At 44.3% G+C, this 22,315-nt stretch carries 21 protein-coding genes; 1 reads left to right on the forward strand and 20 read right to left on the reverse strand.

Annotation, left to right across the window (positions count from 1 at the left end; all coding sequences use genetic code 11):
• Window positions 1-6: 6 nt before the first annotated feature.
• The 11 genes from ftsZ to AC2JF7_RS03375 all read right to left on the reverse strand — a co-directional run bounded on the left by ftsZ (window position 7) and on the right by AC2JF7_RS03375 (window position 11,524).
• Window positions 7-1,323 carry a cell division protein FtsZ gene (ftsZ, locus tag AC2JF7_RS03325; RefSeq protein ID WP_500727095.1) on the reverse strand — a complete coding sequence of 439 codons (1,317 nt, stop codon included), beginning with the start codon at window positions 1,321-1,323 and terminating at the stop codon, window positions 7-9.
• Between the two features lie 14 nt (window positions 1,324-1,337).
• Window positions 1,338-2,696 carry a cell division protein FtsA gene (ftsA, locus tag AC2JF7_RS03330; RefSeq protein ID WP_500727138.1) on the reverse strand — a complete coding sequence of 453 codons (1,359 nt, stop codon included), beginning with the start codon at window positions 2,694-2,696 and terminating at the stop codon, window positions 1,338-1,340.
• Window positions 2,697-2,779: 83 nt separating this feature from the next.
• Window positions 2,780-3,628, reverse strand: coding sequence for a cell division protein FtsQ/DivIB (locus AC2JF7_RS03335; RefSeq protein ID WP_500727097.1), 849 nt, complete (start codon window positions 3,626-3,628; stop codon window positions 2,780-2,782).
• A 22-nt stretch (window positions 3,629-3,650) separates the two neighbouring features.
• The gene (murG, locus tag AC2JF7_RS03340) at window positions 3,651-4,757 is read right to left on the reverse strand and encodes an undecaprenyldiphospho-muramoylpentapeptide beta-N-acetylglucosaminyltransferase (protein WP_500727099.1); all 1,107 of its coding nucleotides are present in this window, start codon (window positions 4,755-4,757) and stop codon (window positions 3,651-3,653) included.
• 1 nt (window position 4,758) lies between these two features.
• Window positions 4,759-6,138, reverse strand: a complete 1,380-nt coding sequence (murD, locus tag AC2JF7_RS03345) for a UDP-N-acetylmuramoyl-L-alanine--D-glutamate ligase (protein WP_500727100.1) — start codon at window positions 6,136-6,138, stop codon at window positions 4,759-4,761.
• A gap of 9 nt (window positions 6,139-6,147) precedes the next feature.
• Window positions 6,148-7,110 carry a phospho-N-acetylmuramoyl-pentapeptide-transferase gene (gene mraY, locus AC2JF7_RS03350; protein ID WP_500727101.1) on the reverse strand — a complete coding sequence of 321 codons (963 nt, stop codon included), beginning with the start codon at window positions 7,108-7,110 and terminating at the stop codon, window positions 6,148-6,150.
• A 6-nt stretch (window positions 7,111-7,116) separates the two neighbouring features.
• The gene (locus tag AC2JF7_RS03355; protein WP_500727103.1) at window positions 7,117-9,282 is read right to left on the reverse strand and encodes a penicillin-binding transpeptidase domain-containing protein; all 2,166 of its coding nucleotides are present in this window, start codon (window positions 9,280-9,282) and stop codon (window positions 7,117-7,119) included.
• Window positions 9,282-9,644, reverse strand: a complete 363-nt coding sequence (ftsL, locus tag AC2JF7_RS03360) for a cell division protein FtsL (RefSeq protein ID WP_500727105.1) — start codon at window positions 9,642-9,644, stop codon at window positions 9,282-9,284. The genes AC2JF7_RS03355 and ftsL overlap by 1 nt, the downstream gene beginning before the upstream one ends.
• A gap of 13 nt (window positions 9,645-9,657) precedes the next feature.
• Window positions 9,658-10,605, reverse strand: coding sequence for a 16S rRNA (cytosine(1402)-N(4))-methyltransferase RsmH (rsmH, locus tag AC2JF7_RS03365; RefSeq protein WP_500727106.1), 948 nt, complete (start codon window positions 10,603-10,605; stop codon window positions 9,658-9,660).
• 4 nt (window positions 10,606-10,609) lie between these two features.
• A complete protein-coding gene (gene mraZ / locus AC2JF7_RS03370; RefSeq protein WP_500727108.1) occupies window positions 10,610-11,041 on the reverse strand; it encodes a division/cell wall cluster transcriptional repressor MraZ in 432 nt (143 codons plus the stop codon).
• Between the two features lie 156 nt (window positions 11,042-11,197).
• Window positions 11,198-11,524, reverse strand: coding sequence for a DUF3397 domain-containing protein (locus AC2JF7_RS03375; protein WP_500727109.1), 327 nt, complete (start codon window positions 11,522-11,524; stop codon window positions 11,198-11,200).
• A gap of 104 nt (window positions 11,525-11,628) precedes the next feature.
• On the opposite strand from AC2JF7_RS03375, the gene AC2JF7_RS03380 reads away from it, so the two are divergent.
• Window positions 11,629-11,766 carry a DUF4044 domain-containing protein gene (locus AC2JF7_RS03380; protein WP_500727111.1) on the forward strand — a complete coding sequence of 46 codons (138 nt, stop codon included), beginning with the start codon at window positions 11,629-11,631 and terminating at the stop codon, window positions 11,764-11,766.
• Between the two features lie 30 nt (window positions 11,767-11,796).
• Here the strand turns inward: AC2JF7_RS03380 and mreD are convergent, their stop codons facing one another.
• The 9 genes from mreD to AC2JF7_RS03425 form a co-directional block, all read right to left on the reverse strand.
• Window positions 11,797-12,330, reverse strand: coding sequence for a rod shape-determining protein MreD (gene mreD, locus AC2JF7_RS03385; RefSeq protein ID WP_500727112.1), 534 nt, complete (start codon window positions 12,328-12,330; stop codon window positions 11,797-11,799).
• Window positions 12,330-13,181 carry a rod shape-determining protein MreC gene (gene mreC, locus AC2JF7_RS03390; protein WP_500727113.1) on the reverse strand — a complete coding sequence of 284 codons (852 nt, stop codon included), beginning with the start codon at window positions 13,179-13,181 and terminating at the stop codon, window positions 12,330-12,332. Before mreC ends, mreD begins: the two co-directional genes overlap by 1 nt.
• A 45-nt stretch (window positions 13,182-13,226) precedes the next feature.
• A complete protein-coding gene (locus AC2JF7_RS03395) occupies window positions 13,227-14,231 on the reverse strand; it encodes a rod shape-determining protein (protein ID WP_500727115.1) in 1,005 nt (334 codons plus the stop codon).
• 97 nt (window positions 14,232-14,328) lie between these two features.
• Complete coding sequence (locus AC2JF7_RS03400) at window positions 14,329-14,952, reverse strand: JAB domain-containing protein (RefSeq protein ID WP_500727116.1); 624 nt, start codon at window positions 14,950-14,952, stop codon at window positions 14,329-14,331.
• A 37-nt stretch (window positions 14,953-14,989) separates the two neighbouring features.
• Window positions 14,990-15,667, reverse strand: coding sequence for an HAD family hydrolase (locus tag AC2JF7_RS03405; protein WP_500727117.1), 678 nt, complete (start codon window positions 15,665-15,667; stop codon window positions 14,990-14,992).
• A complete protein-coding gene (locus tag AC2JF7_RS03410; RefSeq protein WP_500727140.1) occupies window positions 15,642-16,925 on the reverse strand; it encodes a bifunctional folylpolyglutamate synthase/dihydrofolate synthase in 1,284 nt (427 codons plus the stop codon). Before AC2JF7_RS03410 ends, AC2JF7_RS03405 begins: the two co-directional genes overlap by 26 nt.
• Before the next feature lies 1 nt (window position 16,926).
• Window positions 16,927-19,566, reverse strand: a complete 2,640-nt coding sequence (locus AC2JF7_RS03415) for a valine--tRNA ligase (RefSeq protein ID WP_500727119.1) — start codon at window positions 19,564-19,566, stop codon at window positions 16,927-16,929.
• A 266-nt stretch (window positions 19,567-19,832) separates the two neighbouring features.
• Entirely contained in the window at window positions 19,833-21,050 is a 1,218-nt protein-coding gene (thiI, locus tag AC2JF7_RS03420) for a tRNA uracil 4-sulfurtransferase ThiI (RefSeq protein ID WP_500727121.1), read from the reverse strand.
• Window positions 21,051-21,052: 2 nt separating this feature from the next.
• On the reverse strand, window positions 21,053-22,213 hold the full coding sequence (locus tag AC2JF7_RS03425; RefSeq protein ID WP_500727122.1) for a cysteine desulfurase family protein: 1,161 nt from the start codon (window positions 22,211-22,213) through the stop codon (window positions 21,053-21,055).
• Window positions 22,214-22,315 lie beyond the last annotated feature (102 nt).

Genomic DNA, 22,315 nt, shown 5'->3' on the forward strand with positions numbered 1-22,315 from the left:
CTCCTGTTAGTTTTCACCGCGGTGTCTAAAGAAGGGGATATCTTCAGTATCATCACCGTCCATGGCACTGGTTTCAATTTGCGAAATACTACCCTGGTCATCATCGTCAAACAAGCTCTGCCGCTCATCTGCTTCAAAGTTAGCAGGCGTTGTCCGCCGCGTATCATCATCGTTGTCCAAGCCCCAAACACTAGTTGGATCAACCATTGACTTGTGCTTAGGTGCATCCTGAGCTTCTTTTTGACTATCAAGCTTTTCAGCTGGAGCTGCTTGGGTCTGTTCACCCACCCCTTGGACTTGGTCGTTTGCTTTAGCCTTAAGTTGGTGGCTGCGACCTGGCAGTTGCTTTGAAGCTTCTTCTTCAGCCTGCGGACTGATTCCAGTAGCAATTACAGTCACAACAACTTCATCACCTAGGTTAGGGTTGATTGAGGTACCGAAAATGATGTTCACATCATCGCCAGCTGCTTTTGAAACAATCTCAGAAGCATCCTGAGCCTCAAACAAGGTAAGGTCTGGTCCACCGGTAATATTGAGCAAAACTTGTCTGGCCCCATCAATTGAAACTTCCAGAAGTGGAGACGAGATGGCCAGCTTGGTAGCCTCAACTGTCCGGTTTTCACCACTTGCACGACCTATCCCCATCAAAGCAGCGCCTTGGTTGGCCATTACCGTCTTTACATCAGCAAAGTCCAAGTTAACATAGTCAGTCGAGGTAATCAGGTCTGAAATACCTTGAACACCCTGCTTCAACACGTTATCAGCTTCTTTAAAAGCTTCCATCATCGGAGTCTTCTTATCAACCATTTCTAGCAGACGATTATTGGCGATAATCACCAGTGTGTCCACGTACTGCTTCAACTCGGCAATACCTTCCGCTGCGTTTTTAGACCGCTTCGGTCCCTCAAACGTAAATGGACGAGTCACAACGCCAACCGTCAGCGCACCTGTTTCACGAGCTGTCTTAGCCACAACTGGTGCAGCACCAGTACCAGTACCGCCGCCCATACCGGCAGTGATAAAGATCATATCTGCACCCTTAAGTGCGTCTTCAATCGTCTGTTCGCTTTCTTCAGCGGCCTTTTGACCCACTTCAGGATGCGAGCCCGCTCCAAGACCCCTGGTCAGCTTAGGTCCAAGTTGAATCTTGGTTTCTGCCTTATTGCTGTTAAGCGCCTGTACATCTGTGTTAGCGGCCACAAAAGATACACCCTGCACACCATCATCAATCATTCTATTAACAGCGTTGCCACCTGCGCCGCCGACACCAATTACTTTGATGACAGCATTCTTATTCTCATCCGAATCGAATGTAAAATCCATTTAACTAACCACCTTTAATCAAAGAATTTTTTCAAAAAATTCTTAATGCCCTTTTCTTTATTCTGTTTAACTTTTTTTGATTTATCTTGCGAGCTTTTTCCTCGTCTTAACAACTCATTTCTATTATATTCTTCTTTTGCTTTTGTTTCATTACCACTTACAGGTCTTTTCGAATTTTTAGTAACTTTATGGACCGGTTCTTCTGTTTGAATTATTTTATCATCGCCATAAATTGCACTAATGACCAAAAAATCAATATCCGACATTTTATAGGCATAATTAACTATGCCGTAAGCAGCTGAATATACTGGGTTACGCATCCCAATTTGGTCAGGCTGGTAAATACGGGTTTTAACTTTCAGAGTATCAGCAATGAGATTATCAAAGCCTTGGAGCAAGCTGTTGCCCCCAGTGATAACAATACCACCCGGCAATTTTAGTGCATCATTCTTAGCCAACCCCTTCTCAATTCTGCTAATAGTCTGCATTATACGGGCATTGACAATTCGACTTAAATAAACTTCATCGACCATCTGCTGGCCACTTGCGCCAACGCTGTTGACGGCAAACTTGTTTCTGCTTGAGGCCAAAACCGGGTCAGCATACCCATAATCAAGCTTGATTTGTTCTGCATCTTTTTTGGAGGTACTAAGGACAACGGAAATATCTTTACTAATGTCGCTGCCACCCTCAAAATCAATGTTGGCATACTTGATCTGTCCATTATGAATTACTGTAGCCGTGGTCATACCGCCACCAGAGTCAACAATAATTGAACCAAAGGTACGTTCGCTTTCAGTCAAGGCAACACTGGCAATTGCCAGCGGGGTAGGGACAAAGAAGTTGTTTTGGTAGCCTGCTCGCTCCACTGCCTTTTTGATGTTATGCAATGCGCTAGTTGGGGCCGTTAACATGATTCCTTGTACCGCCAGGGAATGGGCAATCATTTTGCGGGGATCATCAACTTCAGTTTTGCCATCAATAAGGAACCGACTAGGCAAAAACGCAATAGGCTCACGTTCACCCTTAACAGCAGACTTAACTGCTGCCCGGACAACTCGTCTGACGTCATTATTGCCAACTTCTTGACCGTTATCACTAACATTTATCAAGTCACCTGCTGTTTCCAGTTGCAGCATTCCTACTGGAATACCTGTTACAACCCGGTAAATCTTTGCGTCAATCTTCTTGACGATTTCTTTCAATGCGCGGTTAATGGCATCAGCTGTTTCATCGATGTCAACAATGTTGCCGTGCCGCATGCCCCGATTAGGGACTGCAACAGCGCCAATTACTTTGCCACTATCTGCCACAACAGCCTTAATGCTAGTGGTACCTATATCCAATCCCACTAAAAGATTTTTATTGTCCAAAATAAACCCCCATTGATACTCTTCTTCTAAAAATTTTAACATAAAAGAAATATAAAAAAGCATAAAAGATGCATAATTTTAGCTTATTTTAAGCCATAAGTACGTTTTTCACTCGGAGTAAGTGGCCTACTATATGCCCCTACTTCCAGATCCACTAAACTATTCTTTTTGGCTTTTGCCTTTATTTCGTCATAATACTTTAACCTGCTCTTCACGGTGGAAAAATTGCCAATAACCACGTTACCATCTTTCATCAAAAAGATAACCTGTGATTTACGGCGAGTATTGCCACTTAGCAACTTAATTTCACTTTGAAAACTGCTGGGCAAGCTATTAAATAACTGCAAGCTTTTTTTCAGGGAGACCACATGATTATAACCTACAAATACGGGCTTTTCAGGACTTATTTTATTCCAAGGCAATAATTGCGTACCCAGTTTGCCACTAGCCAATATCTTGCAATAGCCATTTTCCTGTTTGATATAGCCAATTGCAGGATATTCGTTAATCCTTAACACTAACTGGTTAAAGTGGTTAACACTGACGGCTACATTCTTAATTTCACTGTATTTGCCAGTCAATCTGCGGTTGACGCTTCTAGAATTAATTATATAGTCAACCACCTTGTCCTTGGCTTTAATCCCAGAAGTCTGGACTACTTCTTTGGGGGGCAAATCATTTGCCCCTTCAACCTTGATACTGGCAACATTGGCCAGTGGTGAAATATAATAGCCCAAAAAGGCAAGAGCAACTAGCGAAATAGTAACAATCAAGCCCAGGCGCTTGATTAGGGCTGACCTGCGCTCGCCATGCAGCTTTGATAATGAGGCAGAGACTTTTTGATGCTTGCCCTTGCTCTGACTAGATTGATAGTTCAGATAACTTGCTAGTTTTTTATTAGGATCAATCTTCGTTATTGGTTTTTTAGGCAACTGTCTCACCTCCTTCTTGCTTTTACTTAGCGATTTTTTCCATTACGCTAATTACCTGGTCTGCGGCATCAGGAACGCCCAACTTTTTGGAAGCCGCACTCATTTCATCGGCATACTTGCTATCAAGCAAGATATGGTCAATTGAAGAAATAAAGTTGTTGGGATTCAAGTCGCCTTCAGCAATTACTGTTGCGGCACCAGCCTTTTCTAGATCAAGTGCATTCTTCATTTGATGGTTGTGCGTGACATTGGGACTAGGAACTAAAATTGCAGGCACCCCTAGTGCAGTAAATTCAGCAATACTGGTTGCCCCAGAGCGCGCCACCACACAAGTTACCTTGGGCAACAACGCTGGCATATCCTTGACATAGGACAGAACTTTGACATTTTCGCCGTAGTCAATCCCTGCTAGTTTTTGGTCAATTTTTTGATAGTAATAGGTCCCTGTTACCCAAATAATTTGGTAGGGTTTCTTCTTGAACTTGGTCAAGGACTGGAGCATTATCCGATTAATAGCCAGCGCTCCGCGGGATCCGCCAAAGACCAAAACAGTGGGAATGTTAGCGTTCAGTCCCCACTTGCTTTGCAAGTTTAAGCTGGCTGAAGAAAGGTTCAGGACCTGCTGGGACCGCGGATTGCCGGTCTTTATCAGTTTTTTCTTTTCTGTAAACTGCTTGGCAGCTTCATCGAACGTGTAGCAGATTTTGTCAACATAGTGGCCCAGGAACTTATTGGCAACGCCAACCACCGAATTGGACTCGTGAATCATCGTTGGAATGCCCATTTTGGCAGCCGCATAGACAATGGCGCCGCTAACATAACCGCCAGTTCCAACAACCACATCAGGCTTAAAATCACTGATGATTTTCTTAGACCGTTTGACTGCTTTGATAAACATGTTAATGGTGGTGAAATTATCCAGCAGGTGCTTGCGGGTAAAGCCCTGTATTTCAATTGTTTTAAAATTAACACCAGCAGCTGGAACTATCTTAGCCTCTAGTCCCTTCTTCGTGCCCACAAAGAGAATTTCATCATCTGTAGCTAAGCCCCGTTGCTTCAACTGCTTGATAATAGCCATGATCGGGTAAATGTGGCCACCAGTTCCGCCACCAGTAAAAATAACTTTCATTTTATTTCGTCTTCAATTCCTTAATAAAGTTCACAAAGTAGTCCCCGCGCTCCTCAAAGGTTCTAAACTGATCCCATGAAGCACAAGCCGGGGAAAATAGCAAAACATCGCCAGGTTGAGTCAGTTCATAGGCCTTGGGCACAGCCGCTTGCAAAGTATTTTCAATTACAATCTGCTTAATGCCAGCCTTGCGTGCAGCGTCAGCCAACAAGTAACGAGTTTGCCCGTAGAGAACGACTGCCTTCACATGCTCCTTTAATATTGGCACTAGCGGATCAAAGTTAAAGCCACGATCAAGGCCACCTGCAATCAGCACTTCAGGCTCAGTAAAGGAGGGAATTGCTACCGAGGCCGCCTCAATATTGGTCGATTTAGAATCGTTATAAACTTTGCGGCCATCCAAAGTCATCACATATTGCAGACGGTGTTTAGCCCCAGAAAAAGTGGTTAAAACTGCCTTAATGTCTGTTGTGCTGGCTCCTAGCAACTGAGCCAATGCACTAGCAACCAGTGCATTCTGTTGGTTATGCAAGCCTGGAAGCTTCATAGCGCTGGTTTGAATGATTTTTTCCTTTTGGTTCTGCAAAAAACCATCAGCAATGAAGTAGTCCGCATCAGCAGCAAATTCTGAGAAGGTCAAGATATGCGCTTTGCTGGCTGCTTTTTCCTGCCTTAAAATGTCTTTTTGGTCGTAGTTGGCCAGAAAGTAGTGGCCCGGCGACTGGAAACGCGTAACGTTCAGCTTGGCCTCCACATAATTGGCAAAAGTCTTGTGGTAGTCCAAATGTACGTTGGGGTAAATATCAATTATTGCTGCTGCTACCGGATCAATATCGGTTACACCTAGAAGTTGGAAGCTGGAGATTTCAACCACTAAGACATCCTCTTCAGTGGCCTCCACTACAACTTCGGAAATTGGGACGCCAATATTGCCTACCGCATAGGCGTGGTGACCCATTGGCGCCAGATGGTGCTCTAAAATTTGTTGGGTCAGCATTACTGTTGTAGTCTTGCCGTTTGACCCAGTCACGCAGACATAGGGCGCACTGCTAACACTCAAAGCAATCTCAGGTTCAGTAATAATAGGTATCTTTAGTTCTTGTGCACGTTTGACCATAGGATTTTCGTATGGAATACCAGGATTTTTGACCAGATAGTCAAAATGTTCTTGGCCCAGCAGGTCAACTGGGTGACTGCCGCCAATTACCCGCACCCCCATCGTGGTCAGTTCTTGCGCCCGGTCATTTTTACTTAAATCAGCCTGATCGTTCAAAGTTAGCTTAGCCCCAAGCTTAAGAAGCAACTTGCTCACTGCAAAGCCGCTTTTGCCCAGGCCTAAAATCAATATATTTTTATTTTGATACGTATCAATCTGCTTCATTTTTTGTTTTTAGCCCCAAATCATTAAATACAAAACACTGCCAACTAGACCTACTAGCCAAAAAATAATGTCGACCTTCCATTCAGAATAGCCTAACATTTCAAAGTGGTGATGGATAGGTGTCATCTTGAAAATGCGCTTGCCCGTCGTCTGAAAAGAAATCACCTGCAAAATGACGCTTGCAGTCTCGCAGACGAAAACAATGCCAATAAGCAATAGCGACCAAGGCCTGTTCAAAAAGACGCTGACAGCAGCTAGTCCGCCACCAAGTGCCAGTGAACCAGCATCACCCATAAAAATTTTAGCAGGTTTATGGTTGAAGATAAAAAATGAAATCAAACCGCCAATTACGCTCATGCAAAAGAGCAAAATTGCAAAGTTCTTTTGCTTGAACGCAAGATATGCATATGTACCATAGGCAATAATTGTCAGGCCCGTGGCAAGGCCATCCAGGCCATCCGACAGGTTTACGGCATTAGAAAAGCCGACCAGCCATATGACAACAAAGATAGTAAACAAGACAATACTATTAACCAGGCCAAAGAATGGTATAAATAGGCTAAATTTGAAGTTGGCTGCCCCTGCCAAAGCGACTATCACAAGCGCAATTAAGATTTGCAGCCCAAATTTCTGCCAGGCCTTCAGTCCCAAGTTGCGTTTATAAAAAAGCTTAATGCCATCATCTAGAAAACCGATCACGCCATAACCGAGCAAACTGATCAGCAAAATCCAAATTAGTTTGGTCATTTCATGCTGCCAAGCTACCACCCACACGGTCGAAACTGCGGCAGAAAGAACGAAGATAATGCCGCCCATTGTCGGAGTACCCGATTTCTTTCGGTGCCACTTGGGCCCTTCATCACGAATTTCCTGGCCTTCATGGTGCGCACGCATGAAAATTATCATCCACGGCAAGAAAATTCCCGTCAATGCTAATGAACTAACTAATGCAATAATGCTGACAACAAGCATAAAATGCTACTCCTTTAATATTACTTTGATTTTTGTTCCTGACTTGAGGACCCTGCCTGGCAAAACATTCTGCCTTTGAACAAGGCCGCTTCCTTTTATCTTCACTTTAACACCAGTCAAGTCGGCAAACTGGTGCAAGTCATCCAGAGTCCATCCCTGCATTTGCGGGCAATGAACTTTCCCATCTGTCAGAACAAACATGCGCTTGCCTGAGCGCTGCTTTTGACCTTTAGGATAAGCCTGTGCAGTCACTTTATTACCACTGCCAATCTTGGTCAGTTTCAAACCAACCCGGCGCGCTTCTTTTTTGGCTTCATCATAACTTAAATCCTTAAGATCAGGTGTCTTGACCACCGTTGAATTGTCTGTTTCATTCTTCGACATCAGAATGACCCGTGACATCATTGGTTTGAAAATTGAAGACAGCATCACTTCAGCTGGATCGACCATTCGTTGCGGCTGCTTTACAGTAATGTAGATGCAGTACCGTGGATGCTTTGCTGGGGTCACGCCCACAACTGAGAAAAGGTAGTTATTGTTACCTTTAAGGTAGCCACCATGCTTAAGATTTGCTATTTGGGCGGTTCCTGTTTTGACTGCAATACTGGCATTCTTGATCCGGTATGCTGAACCCGTCCCGATTCGCTTGTTTAAAACTCGTCTCATATTTGCTAGAACAACCTTGGCAGTTTCCTTCGAGTAGACTGGTTGACCCACATTTTTAATTTGGTAGCCACTGATCGTTTTGCCGTTTGGATTCGTTACCCTTTCAACAAACTGGGGCTTTACCATCTGACCATTGTTGGCCAGACTGCTGAATGCTTGCATCATTTGCATTACATTCACGTTGACGCCTTGACCAAAACTGGTAACTGCCTGGTCAATCGATGATTGAAAGGCCAAGAGGCCCTCTTGTTCTCCCGGCAGGGTCACACCAGTTTTTTGTCCAATGTGGAACTTTTTCAAATACTTGCGCCAGGTCTTGGCCCCCATCTGCTGCTCAATGTGAACAAAGCCGGTGTTAGATGAGCGCGGAAAAGCCTGCGAAAATGGGATGCTGCCCCACCCGTTCGTTTGCCAGTCATGAATAACAGAACCCCGGACTGTAACCGAGCCCGAGTTATAGTACTGGTTAGGGTGGTAGTTGCCACTATTAACTGCAGCTGCCAAAGTCAAAATTTTGAAAACGGAGCCTGGTTCATAAGTATCCTGAACCAAAATATTCCGGTAAGAATTTTCCATTCCCTTTTTAGTTTGGGGATTGAAGGTAGGCCGCTGCGAAGCTGCCATTATCTTTCCTGTTTTCATGTCTTCCACAACGGCAGTCATAGAAACAGGATTATACCTTTTTTGTACGTATGTCAATCGGTTTTCCAAGTATTCTTGCAGTTGCGAATCAATGGTCAAATAAATGTTGTTGCCATCGGTTGGTGCCTTGTAGGTTTGAATGCTATTGGGCGTTTGATAATTCGCAGCATCAACTGATGAGACCTGGTAGCCGTCCTTTCCGGCCAGCACATTATCATACCAAGCCTCGAGTCCCATAGTTCCTTCCAAGTCTTGTGTTTTTGACCGCTTGTTATACTTAGGCGTAGCCAGACCAATTACGTGCGAAGCAAAGTTGCCATCCGGATATAAGCGGGCCTGCGTTTCAAAGAATTTGATGCCGGGCAGCTTCATCTTGTCAATTCGGTCTTTTTGCAGCTTGGTCAAGCCATTGCCGCCAGCCCCAAATTGCACCTGAAAAGCTGGATGTGCGGGCTTTAAATATGCCAATATTTGGTTTGCTGATAAGGGCAAGACCTTGGCCAGCTGCTGGGCAGTTTTTTCCTTGTCAACTACGTATTCAGGCTTGTTTTTATAATTAATAGAAGATTTGTCTAGAATCGCATAGACAGTATACTGGTGCGCATCTTGTGCCACAGCCAACCCGTTGCGATCATAAATTGTCCCCCGTGTTGCCTTCAACACCTGGTTGCGCATGTAGAGCTGCTCTGTTTTTTGCTGCAGATTCTGCCCGTTTACTGTTTTAGAAATGCCTATATATAGCATTCTGCCGGTAAATACAAGAAAAACCAAAGCCACAACTACCTGGAGGAATCTTCCAACTGTAAAGCGGTACTTGTGTGCTTTGGATTTTTGTGAATTTGAATTACTAATGTGTTTTTTCATTAGCGAATAGTCCTAATATTTTTTTCGATTAACGTTAACCCCTTGCTCCGGGCAATTTTATTCATCCGGGCGCTCGAGGTTAACTCACCTAGTTCCTGGTGCAAATCACTAACTTGATTCTGCGCCTTTGCAACTGAGCGTTGCACGCTGGTAAGTTCATGCTGGGCTGATGTAGCGGAAATGCTAGAAGAAACTAGAAGCGTCATTAACCCAATCGTTATCATGGTGCCTAGTACCATCAATGTTTTTTCAAAGCTAGACCAAGCAACACGGCGCGGGTTGAGAACTTGCCGCTGCCTTTTTTGGCTCGCAGCTTGTTCTTTAGGATTGAATTCTACTTTTCTTGCTAAACTATCAGCCATTGTTTTTTCCTCTTCACAATTTTTCCGCAACTCGCAATTTTGCACTGTGTGAGCGGTTATTGTTTTTTAATTCTTCAGTTGAGGCCACAATCGGTTTACGATTTACCAGGCGAAGTGTTGGCTTCATGCTATCTGGTATCAAGGGCATGCCCCTGGGAACTTCAACTTCCGAATATTTTTTAAAAATATTCTTAACGATTTTATCTTCATCAGACTGAAAGGTAATCACGCTGATTCTGCCACCTGGCTTGAGCAACGCAATTGCTTCTTCAAGTGATTCATGTAAAACGTCAAGTTCATGGTTAACAGCCACTCTTAACGCTTGGAAGGTCTTCTTTGCAGGATGTCCTCCTGTACGTCGCGCAAACGCTGGAATCGCTTCTTTAACAACTTCAACCAACTCAAATGTTGTTTCAATTGGTTTGTTTTGCCTTCTTTCAACGATTTTGCGGGCGATTTGACGAGAAAACTTTTCCCCACCAAACTTATACAGAATATCAGCCAGCTCTTTTTGACTCGTATTGTTAACCAGTTGATATGCATCAAGACTTTGACTTTGGTCCATCCTCATGTCCAACCGCGCATTGAAGCGGTATGAAAAGCCTCGTCCTGCTTGGTCGAATTGTGGGGATGAGACCCCTAAATCATAGTAGATACCGTCAATGCCATCTTGATAACCCAGCTCAACCAGGTTCATCTTCAGATGGCTGAAATTGTCGTGTACCAGCCGTAATTGGGGCTCACTGCCTTCTTTTAGTAAAGCGGCAAAGTTCAACTCTGCTGATTTTATTGCATATTCATCTTGGTCAAAACCCACTAGGGTTCCTCGGTCAATTTTGCTTAGCAAATAACTTGCGTGTCCGCCACCGCCAAAAGTTGCGTCTACGTATAGACCACCATTTTTAACTTCTAAATTTTCAATTGTTTCGTGTAAGAGTACACTGGTGTGTTTGAATTCCATAATTTTATAGTTCAAGATCATCTAAGTCTTCAGCGATATCATCGTAATTTTCATTAGCTTGATTGCTAAAGTCTTCCCAACATTCCTTCGACCAAATTTCAATTCGATCGGAAACGCCGACGATGACGCATTCTTTAATCAGGGAAGCGTGTTTCTTCAATGTTGTGGTCAGATTCACACGCCCCTGCTTATCGAATTCAGATTCCATCGCACCAGAGTAAAACAGCCGCGTAAAACTACGCGCGTTTCTCTTAGTCAACGGAAGTTGCGCTAACTTGGCTTCAATTTTCGCCCATGTTTCAGTGGTATAGCCGAAAATGCAGCCTTCCATTCCGCGGGTAAAAATCATCTTGTCACCAATTTGACTACGCAAACGAGCCGGTATTATTAACCGTCCTTTGCTGTCGAGATTGTGATGATATTCACCCATGAACATGGTCTAGCCCCCTTCCAAAGAATAATTTACCACAATTCACCACTTCCTACCACTTATTTCGTAATAAAATGGGAAATAATTTATTTTTATTAAAAAACAAATAGCGAGAACTCGTATTGAGTCCTCGCTCTTATCAAATTAATCTTAATTGTTATTTTAAATCATCATAAATAACAAGCCTACATACCAAAATACAGTATTAAGGGTCAAATAATTCCAAATTTCCCGTAAAGTTTTGCCCAAATCAATATTCTTATTTTTTACTGCTTGGGATACAGCCAAAATGATTACCAGAATAAAAAAGACAAAAAAGCCATAGGGGAGAAACTCTGGCCGCCCCTGCTGAACCGCAATCAAATGGCAGGCAAACACAAAGAAAAAGGGTAAGACATCATAGCCTCGAAACTTTGCCCGGGGGAACACCTTGTTCAATATAAATGCTAATGCCAGTCCGATTATTGGTAATAAGAATATTAAAAACATTTTTGCTACTTCCTTTAGTCACTCTTACTTATTTTATCCCACTATTCATTTGAAAAAAACTACTAAGTAGCATAAAATATTGTTCAAACAAGGGAGGTCATTTAATGGCACGGAAACGAAAGAAAAAATCAGGATTTCAAAAATTAACAATTGTAATGGCCTGGCTAATGGCCTTTATCACCCTGGCTGCAGTTGTAATGCAGGTAGTCAGTGCAATGGCCAGCTTTGGTGTTTTCGACTAAAAAGCGTGAGGAATCAATTCTCACGCTTTTTTATTGCCGATAATTATCCAAGTTAACCATAAATGGGTAGCGAATTGCTAGCCAGTCCCAGATACGATAGCTCAGTATTGCAAACACAAGTGACCAAGCAAGCGTTGGCACAAGGCTAAGCAAGAGAGCTGGCAACGGAGCACTGATAATGCCTGTCAGATTCAAGACTGCCCAGCTGTATACAGTCACAGCCGCTGAACCAAGCAAAACTGCAATTATTCTTACCCAAAAAACTTCAGGCAGAAAACGGGCTGCTTGCTGGAGAAGCCAACAAATGCAAGGAAGACTAACTGTATAAATGCCGATAATGCCATAAAAGTAAATATCGCTGACAACGCCCGCACCAAGTGCCAACCATATTTCTTTAGGGTTAATGTCGTCAAAAAGGGCAACCAGCATTATTCCAACTGGCAGCAGCAAGTTTGCGCCATCACCATAAGCAAAAAATTGGTGCAGCAAAAAGGACAAGCTGCTATTAAGGGCCAGTGCAATATAAAGGGCAACCGCCAAGGTGAATTTTTGCAAAGAGCGCACTAGTCTGACACCTTTCTCTTAATCACAGTTACTACCGTGGGGTCATTCAATTCACCTGCTGGGTCGATCTTAATCAAGTCAGACAAGCCGAAAGTGTCACGCGTTGTTGTCTTAACTGTGCCAACCAAAAGTCCCTTGGGTGAATTGCCTCCCATACCGCTAGTGTATACTTTAGTGCCCTTTTTAAGCTTTTGCGTATCAACTGCCTGGGTGAAAGCCAAAGACTTGGTACCAACTACGGTAATGATGCCATGAACCTTTTTTCCATTAGTTGCTTCTGCTTCAACTGCAAAGCGATTAGCCGACTGGTCCGTAGTGGTGATTAATTCCACTTTTGCTGATGCCGCGCTGACTTCAAGAACACGCCCAATAAGACCACCCCCGGCCATCACCGCCATATTCTTGTGGAGGCCGGCTGTAGTTCCTTTATTGATAACTAAAAGCGTTGTCCAGCTATCAGGCGAACGAGAGATAACCGACGCCTGAACCATGTCAAAGTCAGTCAGCGTCTTTTTTAACTTTAGAGCAGACTTCAATTGTTTATTTTCATCCTCAAGACTCTCATTGCGGGCCTTAGTCTGCTCCAGATCACTAACCTGGCTTTTCAAGTAATTGTTCTCGTCCTGGGTGGTAAGCAGGTCGTGGACGCTATTCAGGCTACCTGATACTAGCCCAATGGGAAAGTCAACCATACGCACACCAACTGCCACAATATCATTGCCAAAGCTTTGAATAACCAGCGGCGTGTTTCTCTTATTGCGCAAGTTGACACTGATCCCGATTACGGAAAAAAGCACAATTACACCAATGCATACCGCTACTAATTTTTTGTTTTGTAGAAACTTCTTCATATAGAACTGATTCCTAAAAAAGCCGGCAATAGTAGCCGACCCTTATTATCTGCGACTTCGACGCATTATTTCAATGTTTTTAAGAGACTTGCCAGTACCTGCAGCAACACAGTCAAGTGGATCCTGAGCAATGAAGACAGGAACCTTTGTCGCTTCAGAAATAACTTCCGGTAAGTTTTTCAGCAGCGCGCCCCCACCCGTTAAAACAATACCGTGGTCAATAACATCTGCAGCGATTTCAGGCGAAGTCTGCTCAAGCGTCTCCTTGATTGCGACAATAATATCTTGAACTACATCTTGGATTGCCTTAGCAACATCAGCTGCTTCAATATCAACTGATTTAGGCAGTCCCGTAACCAGGTCACGTCCACGAATGTTAACAGCTTCGATACCGCTCGCCTTTTCAACTGATGCGGATCCGATCTGGATTTTGATATCCTCAGCTGTCCGCTCACCAATTAATAAGTTGAAATTAGAGTGAACATAGTTGACAATTGCCGAATTGAACTTGTCACCGGCTTGGCGAATTGAAGTAGAAGAAACAATTCCGCCCAGCGAAATTGTGGCAACATCGGTCGTTCCTCCGCCAATGTCAACCACCATTGAACCAGTTGGATCCATCACGGGGAGGCCAGCACCAATAGCAGCTGCAAATGGTTCCTCAATTACGAAAGCCTCGCGTGCTCCAGCAACTCGGGCGGCATCAATGACAGCACGTTTTTCAACTTCGGTAACGCCGGAGGGTACGCAAATCATTGCTGAAGGCTTGGAATTGCCAACCGTCTTTTCGATAAAGTACTTAAGCATAGATGCAGTTGTGTCATAATCCGCAATTACACCATCTTTCATTGGTCTAATGGCGACGATGCTGGCTGGCGTCCTGCCAATCATTTCTCTTGCTTCAGTACCAACCGCAATTACTTTGCCAGTTTGGGTATTCTTGGCTACGACAGAAGGTTCTCTAAGGACAATGCCCTTGCCTTCCATGTAAACGAGTGTATTGGCCGTACCCAAATCGATACCAATGTTTTTTGCTCCTAATCCAAACACAAAAATCTCTCCTTAATTACTGCAGTCTCTAAATCTTGAATCATTATAGCATAAAGAGCAGGCAAAGAGAGATTCCTGGGGCCACTTTAAGATGAATTTAAAACAATTGCTGTTCACGCATGCTCAGATACCGTCCCTTGCCCACAATAAAGTGGTCCAAAAAGTCAATATGAAGCATGTCAGCGGCGGAATTAAGGATTCTGGTAAGTTCAATGTCGCTTTCTGACGGTATCAGCTTGCCACTTGGATGGTTGTGCACCACAAAGATGCCGGCACAAGCATAAAGAACAGCCCAGCGAAAGATTTCTCGCGGATGTGCAATCGATTTGTCCAGTGTTCCCTGGAAGAGACGTTTTTCCGCAACAATATGGTTGCTATTGTCAACATAGATAGCCCATAGCTCTTCTTGTTTGCGTCCAGCAAGCTTGTCCATCAAATACATCCCCACCTCGCTGCTCGATGTAAGAACTGCTTCACGATCAGGAACAGCTGCGCGCAATCTCTCAATTATATTTTCACAAAGAAAAGCAAGTTCATCATCACATTCAGCCCCTGAAGTGTACTTAAGCAAGCTGTTAAAGTCAGTAATATTTAACTTGGCAAGTGCTCCTTCTACTTGATCAAGTCGTTCTAGTCCCTTTTCTCTAAGCTGATTAACCAAAAGACTTAGCAATTCAATATCGGTATTAACTAAATAGTTACTGGATTTGATAATTTTCATCTAATCATTCCTTTCACTATTAAATACGCAAAAGGAGCTAGATCTTCCCTAAAAACTCAGTAAAATCATGACAAACAAAGAGGGCATTTTTTTGGTCAGTCTGACTAGCTGGAATGAGATCAGGAATCATTACACACTTGATCTCAGCATTAACGGCAGCCTGCACGCCTGTTGAAGAGTCTTCAAAGGCCAAGATGTTTTCGCGCGGTATGCCCAGCTTTTGTGCACCTAAAAGATAGATATCGGCTGCAGGCTTAGGCTTGATCTGGTTCTTGACAACATCATCAGAATTCAAGTGAAATTGAAAATAATTGCGCATGCCCGTGGACCATAGCGTATGCTCAACCACAGACTCAGTATTGCTAGTCACAATAGCCATCGCCAAGCCTGCGGCTTGAAAGGCATCAAGCGCTTCCTGAACCCCGGGACGCAGCTTCAACTTGCCCTCATCTGTCCAGCGCCATACCAATTCATCAGTCCGTTTGACAAATTGGTCTCGCTGCTTGCTACTAGCAAAATAATGGTGGTAAAAAACTGTCATATCAGCTGCAGTTGAGCCCACAAGCTGCAAATAAGTATCATCTGGTATACCCAAATTTGCCTCTTTGGCTGCTTGAATGTTGGCCTTCCAGTATAGGTTTTCCGAATTGACTAAGAGGCCATCCATATCAAACAAGATGCCTCTAACTTCATCTTTTACGCCTTGAACTCGCATTTTCAGCCTCCATCTGCAAAATATTGCCTACTAAGTAAAATGAACCTGTTACCAGCAGTATATCATTTACCTGGCTAGCTTGCTTCATTTCTCTATATGCCTTATGCCAGTCTGTATAATACGCATATTTGCGCTGGACCCAATCTGGAAAATCTGTTCTTTTAGCTGCTCGCATGTAGTCAATTGTTGTTAACTTTACCTTGTCTGTTTCTTTGAACAAAGAAAAGACTTGGTCGATATCCTTGTCTTTCATCATCATTACTAAGATACGAACGTTGCCCTGGCGAACTTGCTGTTGCTCATGAATAAAGTTCAGCAAATTTTTTATTGCCTGGATATTATGGGCTCCATCAAGAACAATAAGAGGCTTGTCCTGCAAAACTTGATAGCGGCCCGGAACAATAGTATGTTCAATGGCAGCTTTAATTTGATTTGGACTGAGCGCCAGGTGCAGCAAGCTGAATGCCTTAATGGCAACAGCTGCATCAATTGCCTCCACTGCGGGCATTGGTCTAATTTCAACCTTGCGCGCGCCATCTTCATAAATTAAGTCTTGCCCGCCAGTCAAGGTGAAGTTTTGACCCAATTGGCTAACTGTTGCTTTTTCTGCATGTGCTTTTGCCATAATTATTGGCAGCACAGCTTTGGGCACATTTCCTAAAACTACCGGTCGCTTATACTTGATCACGCCACTTTTTTCGCGAGCAATATCTTGAATCGTGGGACCAATCACCTGCTCATGATCAAGCCCAATTGTGGTGATCACGCTTACCTCAGGGGTAATAACGTTGGTCTTGTCGTGGGCACCCCCGATGCCCACTTCAATCACCGCATAGTCACAGTGGACCTGTGCAAAGTAGATAAAGGCCATTGCGACTTCGTATTCAAAGGTAACTAATGCAAAAGCCGTATCTTTTTGGCGAATAGCTTGAATTGCAATCTCCACCTGATTGGCCACATCGACTAGTTCAGTGTTAGAGATATTCTTGCTATTTAATTGGATCCGCTCGTTAAATTCAAACACGTACGGAGAAACAAAAAGGCCAGTCTCTTGACCAGCCTCTTGCAGTAACTTGCTCAAATAGTATGAGGTTGACCCCTTACCATTGGTACCCGTAACGTGAATTGTTTTTACTCGGTCTTGGGGGTTGCCTGCCGCATGCAATACCCTTTTAATGTAGGATAAGTCAGCCTTATCATGCAGTTTAGGGAGTGCATACAAGTGGGCAATCACTTCTTGACTATTAGAAAAAATCACCTTATTCACTCTTTTTCAATTCCTGAATTCTCTGCCGTACGCTTTCAAGCTGGCTTTCATAGTCAGCCTTTTTAGCCTTTTCCTTGTCAATAACGGCTGCAGGGGCATGCGCAACAAAGCCTTGATTGCCTAACTTTTTACTTGCACGGGCAACTTCAGCTTCCAGCTCTCCCTCTTCCTTCTTCATGCGTTTGATTTCATCGTCAATGTTCACTAAGTCAGCTAATGGAACAAACACCTGTGCACCAGATATTACGGCTGTTTTTGCTAATTTTGGCGCCTCAATTGCAGTTGCAATAGTCAGATCCTTGGGGTGGAGGAAGTTTTTGACGTATTCAGCATTGTCGGTCAAAATTTGCTCGTTATTTTTGTCTTCCAACTGAATCATAATGTCAATTGGAGAAGATAATGGTGCATTAACTTCCATCCGAATGTTGCGGACTGCTTTAATCGTTTCAATCAAGAAGTCCATGTCGCGCCGCGCCTTAGCATTATTAAATTCAGCATGAGTTTCTGGATACTTGGCAACCATGATTGACTTGCCCTCATGAGGCATTGACAACCACAGCTTCTCTGTTACAAACGGCATAATAGGATGGAGCATACGCAGAATCTGGTCTAGAATCCAAATCAAGTTGTCTTGCTTTTGGGCCTTTAATTCTTCGTCATCGCCGTTAAGGGCAACCTTGGCCATTTCAATGTACCAATCACAAAAATCGTTCCAAACAAAATTGTAAATCTCGCGTCCAGCCTCGCCAAATTTATATTCATCAAACAAGCGAATAACTTCACTCACTGCATGGTTCAAGCGGTCAAAGATCCAGCCATCAGCCAGATCAAAGGTTGACGTATCAGGCAAGTGAGCTGGTTCAGCATCTTTAGGCAAGTTCATAATAACAAATCTGGAAGCATTCCAAACCTTATTGATAAAGTTCCATGCTGCAGCTAATTTTTTGGGGTTATAGCGCGTATCTTGACCTGGAGCAGTCCCATTAAGCAAGAACCAGCGCAAAGCGTCAGCTCCATACTGGTCAATGACATCCATTGGATCTACCCCGTTGCCCAGTGACTTGCTCATCTTGCGGCCCTGTTCGTCACGAATCAAGCCGTGCAAAACAGCGTCCTTAAAGGGTCTTTCATGAGTAAAGTGCAGACTCTGGAAAATCATCCGTGCAACCCAGAAAGGCAAGATATCGTAACCTGTGACCAAAGCATTGGTTGGGAAATAGCGCTTATAGTCAGCTGAATCTTCATCTGGCCAGCCCAGCGTAGAAAATGGCCATAATGCACTAGAAAACCATGTATCCAAAACATCAGGGTCCTGGTCCCAGTTTTCAATATCCTTGGGTGCTTCCTCGCCTACGTAGATTTCACCGGTTTGCTTATGGTACCAGGCCGGAATCCGGTGTCCCCACCAGAGTTGCCGAGAAATTACCCAGTCGTGAATATTTTCCATCCACTGCTTAAAGCTGTGCTCAAAGCGCTCTGGCACAAAGGTAACCTTATCTTTAGTTTCCTGATTGGCCAAGGCTTTTTCAGCCAATGGCTTCATCTTGACAAACCATTGCGTGGACAGACGCGGCTCAACTTGAACACCTGAGCGTTCTGAGTGACCAACTGAATGGACGATTGGCTTAACCTTGATTAGGTAACCTTGGTCTTTCAAGTCCTTGACCAGTGCCTTACGGCATTCAAAGCGATCCATGCCTGCATATTTGCCAGCCTGTTCGTTCATCGTGCCATCATCATTCATGACATTGATCCGGTCAAGATCGTGCCGATTGCCGACAGCAAAGTCGTTAGGATCATGAGCTGGAGTAATCTTAACTAAGCCCGTCCCAAATTCTGGGTCAACGTGTTGGTCTTCAATGATTGGAATACGCCGGCCAACAAGTGGCAGAACCAGGTCTTTTCCGACAATATCTCGGTAGCGTTCGTCCCCATGCGCAACTGCAACAGCAGTGTCGCCAAACATGGTCTCGGGACGCGTCGTTGCAATCTCAACAAAGCCTGACCCATCAGCAAAGGGGTATTTGATATGGTAGAAGGCACCCTTGTCATCCTCGTGGATTACTTCAATGTCACTCAAAGCTGTCTGCAACTCTGGATCCCAATTAATAATGTACTCGCCGCGGTAGATCAAGCCTTCATTATATAATTGAACGAATACCTGTCGAACCGCCTTGGACAATCCCTTGTCAAGAGTAAAACGCTCACGTGAATAATCTAGCGACAGACCCATCTTGGCCCACTGGCTCTTAATGATGCCAGCATACTCGTCCTTCCAATCCCAAACCTGCTTAACAAAGGCCTCACGCCCCATTTCATGGCGGTTCTTGCCTTGCTTGCGCAGCTTAGCTTCAACCTTGGCCTGGGTGGCGATGCCAGCATGGTCCATTCCGGGCAGGTAAAGGGTATCGTAGCCCTGCATCCGCTTAAAACGGATCAATGTATCTTGAATCGCCGTATCCCATGCATGCCCCAAGTGTAATTTTCCCGTCACATTTGGCGGCGGAATCACAATTGCATATGGATGCGCCTTGCTATCACCAGATGGTTCAAATAAGTTTTCATCAAGCCATTCCTGGTATCTGCCCTGTTCGACCGCCTGTGGATCGTATTTAGGTGCTAAATCTGTCATAATTCTCCTCCCAATAAAAAAGTCCTAGACAAAATGTCTAGGACGATGTAATTACCGCGGTACCACCTAAGATTAAGCAGGCATAAAGCCTGCTTCTCTTGCATTGTGATAACGGCGAACTGCCGGATTAACCTACTATTAGTTCAGTCAACCAGTCTAGCCAAGCTACTAACTAACCCCTTCGACCTTTCACCACTATGGGTCTTTCTCTGCTATTTGGGATTAATACCTCTTGGTTATTGCTTTGCCAGTATTATAGCATATTTTTACAGAAGTAGTGCATCTTCTTGTGCCTTATCAGCCAAGAATTTATCATTAGGGTAAATCGGCGTTACTTGAATTCCTGCCAGAGCTCGGTTGATTAGGTCATCAGCGTCAAGACGCGCTTCAAATTCACGTGCCTTGTCAATCCGTGGCTTAGTCTTAGGACGTGGTGGCGCAAAAATCGTGCAGCAGTCTTCAAAAGGTTGGATCGACAGGTCAAAGGTACCAATTTTTTCAGCTAATGCGATAATTTCAGTCTTGTCCATTGTCGCTACTGGACGCACTACTGGTGTAGTGGTTACATCATTGATTGCTGCCATTGATTCAAGCGTTTGCGAGGCTACTTGACCGACTGACTCGCCATTAAAGATTGCTAGACCCTTACGCTTGGCTCTAATCTGGTCTGCTAGCTGCAGCATAAACCGACGCTGCACAGTCATCAAGTAGCCCTCAGGAATTTTTTCTTTGATTGTTTCCTGAATCTCAGCAAACGGCACTGCAATAAAGTTGATGCGGCCGGCGTAATTGGCCAAGATGCCCGTCAACTCCTTAGCCTTGTTCAGCGCCTTTTCCGTAGTATAAGGTGGACTATAAAAGTGGACCATGTCAATGTCAACACCGCGCTTCAGGGCCAGGTAAGAAGCAACTGGCGAATCAATTCCGCCCGATAGCATCATCACAGCCCGGCCACCAGTGCCAACAGGCATTCCGCCCGCACCATGAAGGAGCTGATTAGAAATGTAGACTGCATCAGGACGAACCTCTATGCGCAGTACAATATCAGGGCGTTTCATCTCTACTTTCAAGTTTTCCATATGGTCAAACAGGTAGTCACCCACCATACTGTTTAGCTCGTTGGTATCATATGTGAAGTGGTGGTCGCTGCGCCGTGTATTGACCTTGAAGGTCATTCCAGTCTTATACGTTTCCTTCATCAAGGCCAGCGCAGTTTCTTCAATTGCTTCTAGGGTCTTTTCAATTTTAATTGTAGGCGAATATGTCTGAATGCCAAAAACTTTTTTCAACCGCTGGTCTACTTCAGTAAATGGTGCACCGTTCAAGACGATATGCATCCGATCGTGCCGGGCGTGGATTTCAATTTCTGGAAAGTCGCGTAAGACCTTGGTCACATTTCCTGCTAACCGACCAATAAAATCCTTGCGGTTCTTGCCCTTAGTCGATAATTCGCCATAGCGAACCATAATTTCAGTATACTTCATTACTATTCTTCTCCTAAATGATTAATCGGGGCAAAGTGCTGGTAAATCTGCTCAAAGACCCGGATAAACTCGTCTGCCTCTTCTAGCGTGTTGGTCTCGTCAAAACTAAGCCGAATTGCACTCGTTGCTACCTTGTCATCAATGTGCATTGCAACTAGCGTGCCAGCCTCATCTGTCTTAGTTGAAGCACAAGCTGACGTGGTTGATGTATAAATATCGTGTTCTTCAAGTGTGTGGACCAGTGTTTCTCCGCGAATGCCAGTAAGAGCAAAGCACAGAATGTGCGAAGAAAAGCCACTGCTGACTGGTGAAAAAATTTTGATTCCCGGTTTATCTTGCAAATAAGTGACAATTTTTTGCTTAATAGCAGCTTCACGGGTACTCTTTTTGCCTTCATCATGCAATAACAGTCGCATTGCCTTGGCCATGGCAGCAATCGCCGGCAGGTTTTCTGTGCCCGAACGCAGACCCTTTTCTTGGCCACCTCCATCGTGCAGCGGTGAAAGCATCTTGCCCTCTTTCTTATAAAGGATACCGGTCCCACGTGGTGCATGGAACTTATGCGCAGACAGGCTGAAGAGGTCGACCCGCGGAGTAAAGACACGGGGCCAAATGCTTTTCCCAAGGGCCTGCACATTATCCACATGCAGGTTAACCGTGGGATAATTTGTCAAAAGGTCGCTAATTTCATCAATTGGCTGAATCGTTCCAATCTCATTATTGACGCCCATAACCGAAACCAGCGTAGTGTCTGAATCAAGGGCATTGCGCAAGTCACTGACGCTAACGCGCCCTTCCTTGTCAACTGGAAGTCGGGTAATGCGGAAGCCTAACCGCTCTAGTGCAGTAAAGCAATTAGCAACTGAAGCATGCTCCACGCTTGACGTGATCAAGTGCTTGCCAAATTCACGCTTTTGCAGAACTGTTCCTTTAATGGCCCAATTATTTGCTTCTGTGCCGCCAGACGTGAAAAAAATCTCATCTGGCTTTGTGCCTAAAAGACCCGCAATTTGCTTGCGTGAACTTTCCAATAATTGAAACGCTCGGTCGCCTAACTTGTGCAAGCTCGATGGGTTCCCCCAAATAGTTTGGGCTACTTGATCATAAGTAGCTAAAACGGCAGGATCAATTTTTGTCGTTGCACTATTGTCAAAATAAATCACAAATACTTGCTCCCCTCAAAAGGCCCTGTCTACAGGGTATCGTTCAACTTATAAATTGTAACTTAAATACGGGTTGCCTTCAATTGATATTCCTTCACGAAC

It is taken from the genome of Lactobacillus sp. XV31L (assembly GCF_059900865.1).

What these genes read in the sequence shown, in the direction of transcription:
- AC2JF7_RS03375 (WP_500727109.1), bottom strand. Translation starts at nt 11,524, where the DNA reads ATGTTTTTAATATTCTTATTACCAATAATCGGACTGGCATTAGCATTT.
- mreC (WP_500727113.1), bottom strand. Translation starts at nt 13,181, where the DNA reads ATGAAGAAGTTTCTACAAAACAAAAAATTAGTAGCGGTATGCATTGGT.
- AC2JF7_RS03380 (WP_500727111.1), top strand. Translation starts at nt 11,629, where the DNA reads ATGGCACGGAAACGAAAGAAAAAATCAGGATTTCAAAAATTAACAATT.
- murD (WP_500727100.1), bottom strand. Translation starts at nt 6,138, where the DNA reads ATGAAGCAGATTGATACGTATCAAAATAAAAATATATTGATTTTAGGC.
- murG (WP_500727099.1), bottom strand. Translation starts at nt 4,757, where the DNA reads ATGAAAGTTATTTTTACTGGTGGCGGAACTGGTGGCCACATTTACCCG.
- AC2JF7_RS03400 (WP_500727116.1), bottom strand. Translation starts at nt 14,952, where the DNA reads ATGAAAATTATCAAATCCAGTAACTATTTAGTTAATACCGATATTGAA.
- mraZ (WP_500727108.1), bottom strand. Translation starts at nt 11,041, where the DNA reads ATGTTCATGGGTGAATATCATCACAATCTCGACAGCAAAGGACGGTTA.
- ftsL (WP_500727105.1), bottom strand. Translation starts at nt 9,644, where the DNA reads ATGGCTGATAGTTTAGCAAGAAAAGTAGAATTCAATCCTAAAGAACAA.
- rsmH (WP_500727106.1), bottom strand. Translation starts at nt 10,605, where the DNA reads ATGGAATTCAAACACACCAGTGTACTCTTACACGAAACAATTGAAAAT.
- AC2JF7_RS03355 (WP_500727103.1), bottom strand. Translation starts at nt 9,282, where the DNA reads ATGAAAAAACACATTAGTAATTCAAATTCACAAAAATCCAAAGCACAC.
- ftsZ (WP_500727095.1), bottom strand. Translation starts at nt 1,323, where the DNA reads ATGGATTTTACATTCGATTCGGATGAGAATAAGAATGCTGTCATCAAA.
- AC2JF7_RS03415 (WP_500727119.1), bottom strand. Translation starts at nt 19,566, where the DNA reads ATGACAGATTTAGCACCTAAATACGATCCACAGGCGGTCGAACAGGGC.
- thiI (WP_500727121.1), bottom strand. Translation starts at nt 21,050, where the DNA reads ATGAAGTATACTGAAATTATGGTTCGCTATGGCGAATTATCGACTAAG.
- mraY (WP_500727101.1), bottom strand. Translation starts at nt 7,110, where the DNA reads ATGCTTGTTGTCAGCATTATTGCATTAGTTAGTTCATTAGCATTGACG.
- AC2JF7_RS03405 (WP_500727117.1), bottom strand. Translation starts at nt 15,667, where the DNA reads ATGCGAGTTCAAGGCGTAAAAGATGAAGTTAGAGGCATCTTGTTTGAT.